The sequence below is a fragment of the Kamptonema formosum PCC 10802 genome, from assembly GCF_000332335.1.
GTDB lineage: Bacteria > Cyanobacteriota > Cyanobacteriia > Cyanobacteriales > Oscillatoriaceae > Oscillatoria.
The window spans coordinates 1,672,830-1,689,157 of record NZ_KB235948.1 but is presented as its reverse complement, the minus strand read 5'-3'; the positions used below and the strand labels follow the sequence as shown (position 1 = coordinate 1,689,157).

The following is a 16,328-nucleotide window of genomic DNA, read 5'->3' as shown; positions in this document are numbered from 1 at the left end:
CTACCTTCCTCGGAGGATGAGAGTATAAAATTTTGTAAATTTTTTCTAGTGCAGGCCCATGTAGTGAGGGGTTGGCAAACGCTCCTTCAATCAAACTGCCAGTTGTGATCTCGGACACATTTAGAGCGGCTCTCAGCTGGATGAACTAAGGCCCAGAAACCCGGTTTCTTGCAGAAACCGGGTTTCTCAGTACCTCACTGATCTGAGAAACGCTATATTTGTTCTCTCCGCTGCTGAATTTCCCCGCTCTACGGGAATGCAAATGCTCTCCTGACAGGGGCTGTAAGCTACCGGCAGCCTGGGGGGGTGAATCGGGGACCCGAGGGGGTAACTTGAGGTGCGCTAGCAGTAAGGATGACTGTGCCATCAGGGGCGACTGTCCAGCCCGTAGCTTCCAGAATCTGATTTGGGATTTTGGATTTTTGAGTTGGGATTGGGGATGAAATGGCCCGCCGCGACGGAGTTCCAGAGCGACCGCGATCCCACTCTTCCCGCGCCGCCCACTCGACCGCCACCGGCGCACTGGTGAGCGGCTCACTGGGATTCGCCGGCAAGCCCCCCCTGCCAATCAGTGTGAAAGAACTCCCCTGTGCCGCAAGGTGGCAGAAATTCTCGGCGATCAAACCTGCCAAATCGACAAAATTTTCTGACAGAGCAACCAACCCAGCGCCGGGGTCAACATCAGGGGCAGTAATTTGCACCGTCCCACTGAACTGGGCTCCCAGTGCGGAGGTGGCAGTGATGTCACTGGCGGGAGAGAGTTGCTGGCGGTACTCGGTGCCAAAGATGCCTTGAGCGCTGATGCTGACTCTCCCGCCAAAGTTCTGTTGAGCGTTGGCGGTGATATCGCTATTTTCCAGAGCTGCCAAGGTGTCTGTGGTGATAGCGATATTGCCCCCTGTAGCTGGGCCCGAGGCGTTAGTAGTGATAGCGCTGCCCCGACGCAACTGGATGTTCCCAGCTTGAAGAGTAATATTTCCCTTATCTCCGGCATTAGCTGACGCTGTGAGCGTTCCTCCGCCATCAAGCTCGACAGAGTTCGCCACAACTTGAATGTTGCCAGCCGCCCCCGACCCGGGCGGAAGCAGGTTGCGGCTGTGGAAATTACTCGCACTGACCAGCGCCCCATCCCGGACAGTTAATTTGCCGGTGACAACCGTCAAGTTGCCCCCATCTCCAGTACCTTCGACCGCACTTGCAAGCAAGCCGGTGCGATTAGAAGCCGCTCCACCAATCAGTTCCACAGACTCAGAGGCGCTCACTGCAATATTTCCCCCTCGAGCGGAGCCAAAAGTAGCACTAAATATCTGCGCCCCATCCCGGACAGTCAGCCGCCGTGTGTTAACCGTCAAAACTCCCGCATCCCCACTGCCAAAACTTCCATTCGACAAAAGACTGGGGAACCCACCATCAGCTATGCCAGTCAGTTCCACCCAGTCAGAAGCATTGACGGTAAGATTTCCCCCACTACCTCGATCTAATGTCGCACTGGAGACTTGCGCCCCATCCCGGACACTCAGCGTGCGAGTGTTAATCGTCAAAGTGCCAGCAGCGCCAGTACCGGCAGCAGCCTGAGTGTACAAGCCGCTGCTCAACCCACTGCTGGCAGATGCGCCAGTCAATTCCACGGATTCAGAGGCGGCTACCGTAATATTTCCCGCCCTGCCGGCGCTAAAAGTGCCAGATGAAAGCTGCGCCCCATCTCGAAGTATCAATCGTCCCGCAGTAACGGTGATGTCACCGCCCGATCCAGCACCCCTCGTCTCTGCAATCCAAAGGCTGCTGTTACCATCCAGAGGGTTTGTGCCACTCAATTCCACTAGCTCGGAAGCGGTGACGGTGACGGTTCCCCCGCTTCCCGCTCCGGAGGTGTTCGCCAAAATCGCGGAACCGCCGGTGAAGGTGACGCGCCGCCCCCGCAACCCGACACTGCCACCGGCTTGACCGCTGATATTGATCGCAGATGCTCCCGAGAGGCGGATATCCTGGAAATTCCCCGCGCCTGAATAGCTGAGCGAATAGCCCGGGCTGGTTGGGGTGAGCGCCACCACCCCCTCTGCCACACTCCCGAGCTCAACTCTTCCTCCCTCTGCCGTCAGATTTCCGCCAGCAAGGGCCACCTGACCGCCAACGAGCGCCAGAGTTTGGCCGGCAGCAACGGCAAGACCTTCTCCCGCCACCCCGACAGTGGCATAAGTTTCCGGATCGGAGACCACTTGGTTGCCCCGCCCTCGCACTTCAATGGCCTCCGCACCGGGCCCGAACTGCAAGCCGGCAGGCACGCTGACGGTGAGCAGGGGTGAGGTTTGGGTGCCGGTGGCGCTAAATTCTCTGCCGTCGGCAAATCTGATGCCGAGGGCGGTGCTGCCGACAAATGACCCGCCGATGTCCAGCCTGGCATTGGGGCCAAATATGATGCCATTTGGATTAATCAGGAACAGGTTGGCGGTGCCATTGGCCCGAATCAGCCCGTCGATGTGGGAAACTGACCCGCCGGTGACGCGGGTGAGGATGTTTTGAATGTCGGGGGCGCTGTCGAAGTGGGCGGAGGTGCCGGTGAGGACGGAAAACTCCCTGAAGCTGTGGAACAGGTTGGTGCCGGCAGTCGTGCCGCCGGCAATCCGGTGAATTTGTCCCTCTACCCCGACTGCGGAATGATTGGGCAGCGTCGCATCCGGGACAATTTGGGCTTTGGCTGAGGAAATGGCAGCCAGCCACGAAAGGGCGATGCCGGCTGTTACCCTGATATATTGGCACAATGGCTTCATGGTTATCCCCTGTCTTTTGTCAAGGGTGAGAGTGCCCAACTGAGAGCTGATTTATAAAAGAATTGTTAACCCTGAATGCGGGCCAGGAACCGGGTTTTTTGCTCCAGCACAAGAAACCCGGTTTCTTGTAGCTTCACTTTTTCTTTATAAATGATATCCTCAATTACAGCCAATTTCCTACCAGCACAAAAGCTGACCAGAAATAGGGGTGAGAGAACTTGCTGTCGTGCAAAAGAGCCTGTTGGGCGCGGCGGAGGGCTTCCGACTTCCCCACATTTCCTTTGGCTAACTCCTCGTAGAATCGAGTCATCAGCAAGGAAGTGGCTTCATCGCTAACATACCACAGAGATGCCAGGGTGCTTCGCGCCCCCGCCCGCACGGCCACCCCCGCCAGCCCCAAAGCCGCCCGCTTATCACCAGCAGCCGTTTTGCAAGCGCTGAGGACGAGCAATTCAATAGAGCGATTCTTTCCGGTATCGGAACGCAGCAGATCGTCTAGGTCGCTGGCGTTAATCCGCCCGTCCCAGGTGAGAATAAATGTATTTTTCGCTTCCGAACTGAATTCGCCGTGAGTGGCTAAGTGAACCACTGGGAAAGCTGCGGATTTGACGGTAGCCTGGAAGTTGGATTTAGTGAAGGACTGATTCAGGAGCACCTCAGTGGGAGCCTCAGCTTTGATGCGCTGCAATTCCAGCTCTACGTTAGGAAGTGGCGAAAAGCCCTGGACGCCTTCAGTCAAACCGGCAGAGAGAATCTTCAGCTGCTGTCGCGCCAGAGGTTTCGGGTCTAGCAGTTGCAAACCGGGGGCGATGGCGACGCTATACTTTTCGGCGAGATACTGCTTTCCGTCGTGAAGGGAAGCGAGGGGGAGATTTCGCAGAGATCCGTCTAGCACAAACACCAGGGTTTGCACCCCACTGGCGGCCAAGTCGGCTTCGACTGGGCGGATTAACCAGTCGTAGACTTTTTGCGAGGGTTCTAAAAAGCGCTGGATGGAAAATCGCAGCCGGGGAATTGTTGCAGCCTCCCGCAAGTTGCCGATCTCCGCTTCCACTTCCTCCTGCGGTAAAGGGATGCTGTGGTGGCGCAGTTTCCCGCCAAGTGCCACAATCACTTCCAGGCGATCTTTGAGAATAATCGTATAGAAAACAGCCGCAGTTGGGTCAATTTGGTCGATTTGAGCCGGCTTGCTATCCAAACAGGCATCGCGAAAGAAGTTATCTAGCTCAGCCAGCTGTAGCGATTCAATAACTTTCCTAGCGCGCACCAGATCGGCTTGCGTTATATTGGTTCCCGGTTGCAGCAGCAAGCCGACTAGCTCCCGGTACACCGGCTCGACATTCTCTCGAAAGGAAAACTGCACGTCTGAGCTAATCGCCACTAAATCGCTGCGCAGAGACTGCAGGGTGCTGACTGCGGAATTATAGCTTGCGATGGCGGCTTTTCGCTGTCCCTGCACGTTGAGAATCCGTCCCAGCTGCCACTGCCACTGATAGGCAATATCCGCCGCACTGATGGCTTGCGCCAAAAGTAGGGCGCTCTCAGTCAGTTTTCTGGCATCTCCCCACTGCTGGTTCTGTTCGTACAGCCCCCCCAAATTTCCCAAAGCGTAAGATTCTGCCCTTTTATCTCCTGTGCTGCGAGCCTGCTGCACTGCAGTGGCTAGCAGCTGGGATATCTCCGGCTTAAAGTTGGAAGTCTGAAAATTTTTAGCGCTAAGATTTCCGGCTTGATACTTCAGCAAGCTGCTCGCCAGATTAATGCGGGCGTAGATGGCGGTCTGGCTGGGGGGCAAATTTCTCAGATCCGACTGAATTTGCGGTACTAAGAGTTGAGCGTCTGACCATTTCTTCTGGCTGACTGAGAGGCTCAGCAGGTTCAGTTGCGCCTCAATCTTCGTATTGAGTGAGGGAGATTCCTTTAGTGAGCGCTGATATAAATCTACGGCTTCTTCGGGTTTATGCTGCGCTCTCGCTGTGTTTCCCGAACTGAGGAGTGTGGCGGCTATTGCCTGACGCGCCTGCAATTTTTCCGCTATTGCCAAACTTTTCTGCAAAACTTCCCGCGACTGATTCAAGTCACCCACGACGCGCAGCGCCTCCCCCAAGCTTTGCAGTGCGCCGGCTTTCAGGAGAGAATCTGGCTCATCCTGTAGGGTGTTTTTAATTTCTTTCAGGGTTTTGACAGCCTGAGTGTACAGCGCTAAGGCTTGCAGGGCTTGAGCCTGGTTTAGCCGGCTTCTCGTGACGCCGGTGCTGTCGCCGATTTCTCTGTAGGTTGCGCCGGCTTGTTTCCAGGTGTCCAGGGCGTCTTCCGGCTGGCCGAGAGACAGTTGCAACTGCCCCTGGCTTTCTAATGTTAGGGCTAGAAGTCTCGTGCGCTGCCGGCTCGATCCGGTTTTTTGCAGGAGGTTCAGACTGTCTGCAATCGCCTGCTTGGCAGCCGGCAACTGTCCGGTTTTTTGGTAAACTAAAGACAGGTTCCTCAGCGCCATCGCCTGACCGAGTTCATCCCCTTTGGCGGCGCTATCTGCGGCTATCTGCTGCAGCAGCCGGCTCGCTTCTGCATACTGTCCAGCTTCATAGAGTTGCTGCGCCTGTTGCTCTGCTGCCTTCGATTCTAGATGGGGAAGGGGAGCGCTGGCAGGATCGGGCTGCCGGTGGGAATTGGTCGGGCTTGACAGCACGCTGCCGCCGCCCAGAAAGCCGGTGAAAATCCCCAAATAGATAATTAAACCCTGCCAATTTTTCATGCGTTTTCCTTTTTCCTCTCCTGACACAAAGTTGGACACACCGTCTTTTTTTATATTTTTGAAAGGGCTTTACTGCCATCTCTTTGAATCCAAAATCCTGGCATCCAAAATCCAAAATTCCTAGGAGTCCAGACGTAGGACAGGCGTCCCGCCTGTCCCCCCGCCGGTCCCCCGCCTGTGCCGGCTCATGTCGGATTTGATTTGCGCCGCTGTTTGGCGAGCTGGAGCATTTTATCGAACGCCTCATTGTTCACAATCTCGTCCACCTGTCGCTTCCGCTTTTCTTCGTCAATCTCGATGCGGAGTTGAACGACTTCTTTGCGCAGATTTTCCTCCCGTTCCTGCACGGCTTTCACCATCTGTCCGATGGAGCCGGCCACAGCAGCCAGCGCCCGATCTCCTTTGGGATCTACTTCCTCGATCGCCTTGATGACTTGATTGTATTGCCCATCGATAATCATCCGCGCCCAGTGTCCCAGGCGCTCGATGTATTCGGTCATGTGGCGAGCCCGTCCGCTCAGGAGTTGGATAATGCAGTTAGTTAAGATGGGAGAGTTGTGTATTCGCCGCAGGAAGTCGTCCCGGTTGAGCCGCAGCAGGCTGCTGCAACCGACAGAACTGGCGCTAGCCGAGCGGGGTTGAGCGTCCACAAGTGCCAGCTCACCTAAAGTTTCACCGGCTGACAGGGTGTTGAGCGTGATTTCCTTTCCCTCCTGATCGAGGGTGAAAATCCGGATCTGCCCTGTTTGGATGAGATAAAATGCGTCGCCGATATCACCCCGATGGAAAAGCACCTGACCGTCTGATAGCTCCACCGTTTCCATCGCGCTCTCCATTAATTCTTTGTCGGAGAGCAGGAAATTTCGGATTAAGCTGATTGGGTCGTTCATCTTTGTTGGCGGTTTTTTACGTTCTACTATTGAAAATGATTTGCCCCTGACGGCTCGCGTTTCGTGACAGAGTTGGGCTCGCCCTGTCTATGCCTGAACTGCTAGCTGCCGGTCTGAACTCAGGAGAAATTCTGACAGTTCAAACGTCTGGCCTCGCTTCACAAACCCGCAAAATCCATCTTTCTTGGCATCAGGAAGTGCCCCCGGCTGGTAATGGTACAGCCACATTTTATTTCGGATTTTTTCTGGCAGGGCCAGCAATTTTTGGTAGTGGGCGTGAATGCTGCTGGGGAATCGGGAGGTTTCGCAATCTTGGAAAATCATATCCGCTCGCTCGTAATATTCACCCAGTTCATCTAAACACAGCTGCGTGTCCGTCGTCAACAGGACTTTCACCCCGCTCACTTCAAAAAATAGCCCGTAAGCCGGCATGATAAAATATCCATTATTAACGTGAACCACCTTTACCAGGTTAAATTCTACTCCTTCCCAGCTGAAATGCCCGTTCCTGCCTATTGAGTGAACCTCAAAAAAAGTTTCTAAATCAGCAATATCCCCTTCAATAGACCGCATGCCTCCGGATAAAGTCCTGTCCCACAGATCGCTCGCTAAATCTTTGCTCAGATAGAGATTGGGCCGGTTGCATCTCGGGTCAAATTTCGTACTGAACCCGATGTATTCAAGTCCCCCTGCATGATCCGCATGCAAGTGGCTGATGTAAATATCCGTGATGTCAGGATGGGAAAAGCCCGCCGCATGCAAAGAAAATCGGATATCCGAACCGCAGTCAATCAAAAGTTTTTTCCCCCGGTCGCTGACCAAGAGCATATTCGATTGAAAATTGTCTGCTCCTATCGTGAAAGCTGACCCCGAACCTAAAAAAATTAATTTCATCGTTCTTGTCAGTTGTGAGTTGTCACTTGTTGATAGAGGTGAGCGAGCCTGTCCCATCCAATACGGAGGGACAGGCGAGACGCTGTCCTGCGCCGCCGCTCTGTCCAGGGGACAGGCGAGACGCCTGTCCTGCGCCAATGCGACTGGGGCCAAAACTAGCTTTTCGCCGCCAGGGATTTGTAGACAGCTTCCAGCCGAGCTTGTACAGCGGGCGGTTTGGCGGTGAAACGAATATAAAAACTTCCATTCTCCACCGGCACATCCAGAACCTTGGCATAGACATCTTCGCTGGGTTGTGCGGGGTCTTCGGCGCTTAACAGGTTGAGCTTTATATTGGTCAGGGGTTCCGGCACCTCCTCCCCACCCTTGTGGGAGAGCACCGCAGCGCCCTTCGCCGACAGCTTAACTATACTTCCCCTGAACATGGTACTGCCAACGTGTTTCCCATCCAGTCCCACATATTGTAGCGATATTTTGTCCGAAAGGGGAAAAAACTCCTCTTCTTCTTGAGGGAGGAACAAGTTGTGTTTCCCGCCAATCCCCCCTACATCATAGATGGTGATAGGCTCTTTAACCCCTTTTGGCTGCACCTGCTTTTGCCCCCTGATTTCCACGATTGGGCCGGCTTCTTTTAAGGTCGGTTCTGAAATGTAAATTTGGCCACCTGTTGTGTAAGATTCGATGCGGTAAGTCAGGTTCACCTGGCTGCCCACAATGCCGTACTTGGTGCGTTTCTCCGAGCCGATATTCCCGACGACGACTTCGCCGGTGTTGATGCCGATGCCCATTTCTAGAGGCGGCAAGCCCCACCGCTTCATTTGTTCGTTCACTGAGACGAGCGCCAGCTGCATGGCCACCCCGCAAGCCACCGCTCTTTCGGCGTCGTCTTCTCTGGGAATGGGGGCACCAAACAGCACCAAAATCCCATCGCCCATGAACTCATCAATGGTGCCCCGGTACTGGGTGATGACATCCGCCATGCGCTCCAGATAGAAGTTGAGGATTTTCACGACTTCTTCAGGGGGCAGTCTTTCGGATGTGGCAGTGAACCCTCTTAAATCCGAGGTGAATATGGTGATTTTCCGCCGCTCGCCGCCCAGTTTCAGCCCTTCCGGATTTTCCAGCAAAGTGGCGACGATTTCGTCACTCAGGTAGCGCCCGAAGGTTTTGCGAATATCGCCGGCGGTTTCGGCAATGTAGCGCGTGACGACTGCCACAGATCCAAATAGGGCCACTAACGGCGGCACCACAGGTATCCACCAGCCCCACAAAAAAGCCCCAAAGCTTCCAGCCACCAAAGCGCCGCCTGCCAGAAAAGGAGCCGCCGCCCGAGACATTGAGAACTTTTTGACTCCACCTTTATATCGCACTGCCCAAGTCAGGGTGGCTCCCACTGAGCTCCACAGCAATACCCACAGCCACTCGGCAGGCTCCGACCAACTTTTGATTGGGGTGCGACCGTCCAGGGCCGCGCTGAGGATCTGGCTGGCGAGATTGGCGTGCACTTCTACCCCAGCCATGCGCTCGGGCAGGCCCACCAAACTGCTGCTGTAAGGGGTGAAGACCAAATCCTGGAAGCTCTCGCCCACCGCACCGATTAGTATGATGCGGTCGCGCCCCCAGCCTGCCGGCACCCGGTCTTTGAGTATATCTGCGATCGAGACTGTCTCGAAGTACCGGCTCGGTCCCCGGTAGTTCATTAATATCTGGAATCCATTGGCATCCGCTCGCACATAGCCGCCGTCATCGGCTTCAAAGGGGACAAACACTGTCTTGCCCAGCTGCCAATTCTGCGTCCCCTCTATTTTTTGGGGGCCAATGCCAAGTTTTTCCAGATACAGCAAAGCCAGATACAGCCCACAGCTGTAAACCGTCTCCCCATTGCGAGCCTTAACGTAAATCAGGCCCCGGCGCACTTTTTTATCGGCATCAAAGATCAGGTCATTGGCACCGACTTGATTTTTGGCCTTTAGCGCCGGCGGCGGGGCAATTGTCGAGCGCTCGCTATCCCCAACCACTTTCTGGATGCCAACCAGATTCGGAGTCGATTCAAATACCCTGACCAACTCCCTGTGACCGGGCTGTACCGGCTGGTCGCGATAGATGTCCAGACCAATGGCCAAGGGCTGCCGGGCTTTCAGCTTCTCGATCAGCTCGGCGTAGACACCATCCGGGATAATCGCCTGCCCGAGCTCGCGCACGGAAGCTTCATCAATCCCGACGATCGCGATCCGGTCGTCCCTGGGCTCTAGCGGTCGCAGGCGCATGTACTGGTCGAACACCGCCCACTCCCAAGACTGCAATAAACCGGCAAAGCGCAGCAGGATTACCAGTCCCGCCACCACCGGGGCGGTAATCCACACGCCGCGCCACTGCCAAAGAGGCTGCTTTAAGGTTGCCCACATCAAAGATTGCCCACATTAAAGGACACCGACGGGAATGAATTAACCTGCAGTTCATTCATCTCGGCAGCAACTCCGCCGCACTCACACCAATAAAAGGTGCTTGGGCGATTGCCTCTAGCCCCACTGACTTGAGCAGCTGCTCCCATTCCTGTGGGGAGGAATTGCGCAACTGAGCCAAGAGCGCCAGCGTCTCGTTCCACACCTGAGCCTTGGCATATATTTGGGCCTGCTCCAAGGGCGCTGCCTTCTCTAGCTCGCTCTTCAGGCCGGCACTCAGTTCCGTGCGCTGGAGCACTCCCCTGACATAAATATCACCGCTTCTTTCTTGCGCATTGCAAACTATCGAGAAGCTCCAGGTATAGTCCTTGCCAGTTTTCAGCTCTGCGCTTTCCGGCATGGTCACTTTCACCACTCCCGCCTCGCCCGTCAGTTTCACTTTTTCCAGATATACGTCTTTCCCTTGGGCGTCTAGCACAGAAAATTCCGCTTCCTTGGCATTCGTTTTGGGAACGTACACAAAAAGTGTCGGATTGGCCACCACTGTTGTCCAGACATTATTGCCCGGCATCAGTGCCGTCAGAGGCGTTGCCCCCTGCTCCATACAGTTCTCCCCTCTCACTCCTCCGCCGGCTGTTCGCGCCGGTGCCCCCCGATCTGCCGCCGGCGGGAATTCCAGACTGATTCTCCCGTCAGGGCGATACTCTGCCTGCAGTTGGGGTGGCAAGCTAGCCACACTTACAAGCGCCGGCGCTAGCACGCCGGCAAGTATTCCCATAGACTGAAGAGATTTTAGCCAAACCATAATCGGTATATCTCCTTTAAGTCAATTATAGGCTGCCTGGTGGTAACGCAACCCCCGCACTGGACAGCAGAGCGGGCAGCGCGGCTCAAGGCACTCGCGCCTCTGCCGTTCGAGGTATCAGGCGTCACACTTCTAACATACCTCAGATAGAAGCTAACCTGTATTCACTCTACTCCAACTCTGCCTTGCCTGTAAATAGCTTCCCGCTCCCGCACCCCAAACAAATTTGTACAAGTCTGCGGGCAACATGAATCTTGCCCTCAAGTCCCAAGAGATATTTTGCCCGCCTTACTTCCGACCCACAATTTATTCAAAATTACGTTATAATCCCACTGCCATTGCCCCACACCACCCCTTTTGAGAGGACAAATCCCTCAACTCCTTGCCAGAACATCACTTCTCGTAACGTAAATAGTTTAAAATTTTTATTAAAAAATATAAAACCCGAGAATTTTCTCAATAAGGAACTCTGAAATTGTGACTTGACGTTAATTATTGAGAAGGCCCTGTCTTCCCCCGGGAGGTGGGGTGCACAACCGAGCGTCTAGTCCTCCGGACAAGTGGGGGGCAAGCCCCGAGCGGAACGCACCCTGTAGCTGCGGCTCCCCGAGTCGAAACAAGCTGGGAATATTTAAAATATCCCCCCCACTGAATTTTAAAACAATCAGCAGGTGAAGTGCCAAACCGATCGGAGATCCCTCCTTCTAAGCCGGCCTCCCGAGCCAAAGGCACCCTACGACTGAGAAAGCCGGCAGAATTCCGCCTAACATGGCCCAGCCCAGCGCGCGGGGTTCTGAAAGAAATTTAGTTTCTTTATTTTAACAAACCGCCAATACGCCAAGATGCGCATTTCCGCTTGCCCGCTAGGGAAACATTAGTATATTTAAATCGCACTATTAATCTCTATTTTTTCTTTCTAGGATCGACCTTTTAAGGCTATCTGGAGGCTCCGATACCATACAGCAGAAAAGCAGGTTAAAAGCGTAACAGCTTAGAGCGCCCAGGAAAGATAGGAGAAGTAGCGCTCCGGAAGAAGACACCCCAGTATTTATAGCAGTATTCACTTAGATTAGGGCATGAATAGCATGCGCATGGGGCATGGCGCATGGGGCATGGCGCATGGGGCATGGCGCATGGGGAAGACTCACAGCTTTTGCGTGATGCGATGATGCGATGATGCGATAATGCCCATGTCACAGCCGGTCTGGCAACCTCGGCTTTTTTACTTTGTTTTAGCAGTGTACCAAACTAACACAAAAATTTCCTCCATCCCAAGGAGTAAATTTATCTTAAATCAGAATTTTCAAATTAAACAGCACCTTGAATAAAAAAATATCATCGTTCCGTCTCCTCCATCTATCGATATATGCCTTAAGCTAGAAATAGCGCAAAAAATTACTTAGAGAAGAAGGGTGCGTTTCCCAAGGGAAACGCACCCTACTGCAGGGTAAGGTTGCAGGCGAACGCGCCTGACTCTCACACGCTCCGGGTGCATCTGCCAGCCAAAGTTTCCCTGGAATAACCAGCATGTCTGCCAATTTCAGCCAAATCAATACCATCCCAAACCCCCAATCAAAAACCCTCGTCTTCATTGACGCCGGCGTCGAAAACAGCGAATCTCTCGCAGCCGGTGTTTCAGACGGAGCGGAAGCCATCATTCTCCAGCCCGATAGAGATGGGATTGAGCAAATTACCGCCGGCTTGCAAAACTATGCCTCCGCTCACGGCTCCATCGACGCAGTTCATATCTTTTCTCACGGAAGTCCCGGACATCTCCAATTAGGAAACACCTCCCTCAACTCAGACACCCTACAACAGTACAAAAGCCAATTGCAACAGTGGCGCGACCTACTGGCAGACAGCGCAGACATCCTCCTGTATGGCTGCGATGTCGCCGCCGGAGACGGCGCGAAATTCGTCTCGCAATTAAGCAACTTAACTGGCGCAGATATTGCCGCTTCCGCAGACTTAACCGGCAGTGCCGCTGCTGGCGGGAACTGGAATTTAGAGTTCCAGCAAGGTGAAATTGAAACCCCATTAGCGTTTCAGCCCGACGTAATGGCCCAGTACCCCTCTGTAGCCGGCGTTACAGTTGTTGGCACCGGCACCCCAGAAAGTGTCACCGAAGCCGCCCTAACAGCCGCCCTAGCCGCCGGCGGCACCATCACCTTTAATACTGGCGGCGCGCCGGTGACACTCACCCTCACCAGCGAAAAGCTAATTAGCGAAAACACCGTCATTGACGGCGGCGGTTCAGTCACCCTCAGCGGCGGCAACACAACCCGCCTTTTCCGCGTCGCCACCGGCAAAAGCTTGACCGTAAAAAATCTCACCCTCACCGGCGCTCACACCCCCGAACAGGGCGGAGCCATCCTCACAGAATACCAGGGCAGCTTAACCGCAGAAAACTGCCACTTTACGAACAATGTCGCCCGCAAAGGAGGCGGCGCAATTTTTGGCTCTCACGCCAGCACCGTTACAGTCACCGGCAGCACATTTGACAGCAATGACGGCACCGGCGACAACGACGAGCGAGGTGCCGGCGCAATAGCTGTGCGCGGCAGCACCCTCGCAGTCAGCGACTGCGACTTCACCAATAACAGGGGAATCAACGGCGCAGCCATTAACAGCCTCACCAGCGGGCTGACTGTAGAAAACTGCAAATTCACCCACAATGACACCACAGCCGGTGCTGTCGATGATACCGATCCCGTCGGTTTCATCCGGGGTGTCGGCGGTGCCATTTACACCGACCTAGCCAGTGACATCAACAATCCAGACGCCGGCACAATTCGCATTAGCAACAGTTTGTTTGATGGCAATAAAGCAGCCGGCGAAGGGGGCGCAGCCCAACTCTACGCCGCCAGCCCAGACCAAGTAATTCTTGAAAACAGCACATTTGTCAACAACTCCGTCACCAAAGACTCCAAAGGAAATCGGGGGAACGGAGGTGCGGTGCGGCAGGGCAACGCGCCGCTGACGGTCAGCAATTGCACCTTTGCAAACAATGTTGCCGCCACTCAAGGCGGCGGCTTATGGGTGGGAGAAAAAGCCTCGGTCAATATTACCAACAGTACCTTTTCCGGGAACCGGGCAGAAGCCACAGACTATACCGGGGACGGCGGCGGGATAGCCATCGCCACCGAAGCTGCATATCCCACCACTATCGCCAACACAACCATTGCTAACAATTACGCCGGCTGGGTGGGCGGGGGCTTAGTCACCCAAAATCAGCCGGTCACTCTCAAAAACACGATTTTTGCCAATAACACTGCCGGCAATCCTTGGAGCATCCTGCAGCACAGCAGCGGTCAATTAACCGACGGGGGAAATAATCTCCAATATCCCGCCAAACTCACCGATTTCTTCAACGACGCCAATGTCACGCCGAATATCACCATCGCTGACCCGCTCCTCGGGCCACTGCAAGATAATGGCGGGCCCACTCCCACTCACGCCCTGCTCGCCGGCAGTCCCGCGATTAATGCCGGCGCTACCGCAGAACCGCTGGATCAGCGGGGCGTGACCCGCGTCAGTCCTGATATCGGTGCCTTTGAGCAGTTTCAGGTTGAGTTTGCCAGCACCGCTTCCAGCAGTGACGAGCCCGCCAGCGGCAGCGCCACTGCCAATATTCAAGTTAAACTCAGCCAAGCGCTGAATTTTGACTTGAGCGTGCCGTACACGGTTGCGGGAAGTGCCACCACCGGCACTGATTTTACTGCCCTGTCGGGGGCGGTGGTTGTGCCCGCCGGCAGTGCGGCGGCGAATATCCCCCTGCAAATACTGGCAGACAGTGCGGCAGAACCGGCGGAAACGGTGGTGCTGACTCTCACCCCACCGGCAGGCGGCACCTACCTCCCGGGCGCAAATACGGCCCACACCCACACCATCAGCGCCAGCGGTTCCGTTCCGGCAAACCCCAACCAGGCGTCTGTCACCACCCCGCAGACAGATAATATTGATGCTGCCGGTGGGGACGATACCGTCACTTCTAGCTGGGCTAACTTGCAGCAGAGCGACAGCGTGGACGGAGGCGCGGGGGCGGACACCTTCGTCCTGACCGGCGGCACCGGCAGCAATTCTGTTACCTTCAATTTGAGCGACGCCGCCCGCCAGCTGACAAATATCAGCGGCGTTTCTGTGAAAAACTTCGAGCGTCTGGATTTGAGCGGTTTTGCCGGCAGCGCCAGCATTGCCGGTGCCGCCGCAGCGGATTGGATCTCCGGCGGTGCCGGTAGCGACACCATCCTCGGCGGTGCAGGCGACGACACTTTAGCCGGCAGCAGCGGAAATGACATCCTCCTGGGGGGGGATAACTGTGACAGCCTCCTGGGAAACCAGGGCAGTGACTTGCTGTTCGGCAATGCCGGCGCTGACAGTCTCGATGGCGGTGAGGGCAGTGACACCCTGTATGGCGGAAAGGACAGTGACGCCCTCACCGGCGGCGCGGGAGACGATCTGCTCAGCGGGGATTTGGGCGGCGACACCCTGACCGGCAGCCAAGGCAGCGATAAATTTATCTTGACATCTGGCAAAGGAAGTGATATAATCACCGACTTCCTAGATGGCGCGGATTTTCTGGCACTGGCCGGCGGTTTGACGTTCGGGCAGCTGTCGGTTTCCGCCGGTGCGGGGGCGACTTCAATCAGTATTGCCGGCACTGGGGAGCTGCTGGCGTCGCTTGTGGGAGTGAGCGCGAACCTGATCGGGGTTGCGGACTTTACCGCGATCTAGAGCTGAACGGCGCACTCCTCTGACCGTGCCGGTTGGCGCTGCGCTGTGCCAGCCGCTGTGCCGGCGATCAGTGATATAGCAGCAGTCATATTGGTTAGGACGTAGGACAGGCGTCTCGCCTGTCCCAGAGACCTGGAGGGCAGGCGAGACGCCTGCCCTACGCCTATACGTCGCAGGACAGGCGTTCCCTCCGACCAGTGTCCTAAACTGACTGTCTATTGCCTTTTAATCCTGCAGCCAGTGATATCCTGTCCTTGAACTGCCGCAATTAGAACCCCGGGGAGGGGGATTAGCTTTTGCGCGATCCGCCATCGCCTACTGCCCAATCCCCTGACTGAGCGGTCTTATGCGTATTCAACCGAAATCGGCTTTAATAGATAAATATGCCTCCAGTTGTTTGAATATCAATAACTTGACCTATGTCATCTCCTAGGAGGTTAGGCTCATTCGTTCGGGTGATAATGATGGTGATTGAATTGCTCGAGTTAGGAGTCAATTTAAACTTAAAATAAGGGGCTACTACCGCCTGCGTTCCCGGTGCGGACTGGCTAATGGAAAGATTTGGGTCCGGATCTTTCCACTGTAGCTTTACCCTCCCATCCACAGGAAGATTCTGGGGGACTGTATCTGGTGAGTTGTCTGTAAAATCATAATTCAGTTCCAATCCCGTCTCATTCACCAGTTCGACTGTTATGGGAAAGCTCGGCTGTTCAATTCTGGCAATGGGTTTCCAAGTGTTTGTTTGTTGAGCGACTGGAGATGGGTTGGGGAGCGCTAAAGCCGGCACCCCATTTCCCGTAACAATCGCCAGCCCCGCTAAACTGGTTAAGGCCCAAGTTACTTTCTGCATGTCTCTTGACTTTAAGATTTGTAGTTTTTCACGAAAAAGCAAAGCCCCTGCAAATCAAAGGCTAGACGAACCTGAGGGAAGCCCCTCACCCTAAAAAGAGCCAGCAGCATCCTATCCCTTGACATCTTTGGTTTGGGTGTTAATTGTAAAGTCACCCCTTTCGAGTTTGAGAGTGGGCGGTACAGTGGGAGCGCCCTTTACAGAAAGCGTCCCGCGTTCCCACCAGGTTGCCT

8 protein-coding genes are annotated in these 16,328 nt (G+C 54.9%); 1 reads left to right on the top strand and 7 read right to left on the bottom strand.

Annotation, left to right across the window (positions count from 1 at the left end):
* Nucleotides 1-287: 287 nt before the first annotated feature.
* The 6 genes from OSC10802_RS39055 to OSC10802_RS0107195 all read right to left on the bottom strand — a co-directional run bounded on the left by OSC10802_RS39055 (nt 288) and on the right by OSC10802_RS0107195 (nt 10,511).
* Nucleotides 288-2,768 (bottom strand): two-partner secretion domain-containing protein, encoded by a 2,481-nt coding sequence (locus tag OSC10802_RS39055; protein ID WP_017716121.1) that lies wholly within the window; start codon nt 2,766-2,768, stop codon nt 288-290.
* A gap of 163 nt (nt 2,769-2,931) precedes the next feature.
* Nucleotides 2,932-5,520: a CHAT domain-containing protein gene (locus OSC10802_RS0107220; RefSeq protein WP_017716119.1), complete on the bottom strand. Its 2,589-nt coding sequence runs from the start codon at nt 5,518-5,520 to the stop codon at nt 2,932-2,934.
* A 185-nt stretch (nt 5,521-5,705) separates the two neighbouring features.
* Complete coding sequence (locus OSC10802_RS44085) at nt 5,706-6,410, bottom strand: Crp/Fnr family transcriptional regulator (protein WP_017716117.1); 705 nt, start codon at nt 6,408-6,410, stop codon at nt 5,706-5,708.
* An 87-nt stretch (nt 6,411-6,497) separates the two neighbouring features.
* A complete protein-coding gene (locus OSC10802_RS0107205; protein ID WP_232731637.1) occupies nt 6,498-7,457 on the bottom strand; it encodes an MBL fold metallo-hydrolase in 960 nt (319 codons plus the stop codon).
* A 2-nt stretch (nt 7,458-7,459) separates the two neighbouring features.
* The gene (locus OSC10802_RS0107200; protein WP_017716115.1) at nt 7,460-9,709 is read right to left on the bottom strand and encodes a CHASE2 domain-containing protein; all 2,250 of its coding nucleotides are present in this window, start codon (nt 9,707-9,709) and stop codon (nt 7,460-7,462) included.
* A 55-nt stretch (nt 9,710-9,764) separates the two neighbouring features.
* Nucleotides 9,765-10,511 carry a DUF928 domain-containing protein gene (locus OSC10802_RS0107195; protein WP_026098242.1) on the bottom strand — a complete coding sequence of 249 codons (747 nt, stop codon included), beginning with the start codon at nt 10,509-10,511 and terminating at the stop codon, nt 9,765-9,767.
* A 1,527-nt stretch (nt 10,512-12,038) separates the two neighbouring features.
* Here OSC10802_RS0107195 and OSC10802_RS45380 point away from each other — a divergent pair.
* Complete coding sequence (locus OSC10802_RS45380) at nt 12,039-15,245, top strand: DUF4347 domain-containing protein (RefSeq protein WP_017716113.1); 3,207 nt, start codon at nt 12,039-12,041, stop codon at nt 15,243-15,245.
* A gap of 370 nt (nt 15,246-15,615) precedes the next feature.
* On the opposite strand, the gene OSC10802_RS0107185 is transcribed toward OSC10802_RS45380, so the two are convergent.
* Complete coding sequence (locus OSC10802_RS0107185) at nt 15,616-16,095, bottom strand: hypothetical protein (RefSeq protein ID WP_017716112.1); 480 nt, start codon at nt 16,093-16,095, stop codon at nt 15,616-15,618.
* Nucleotides 16,096-16,328: the final 233 nt, after the last annotated feature.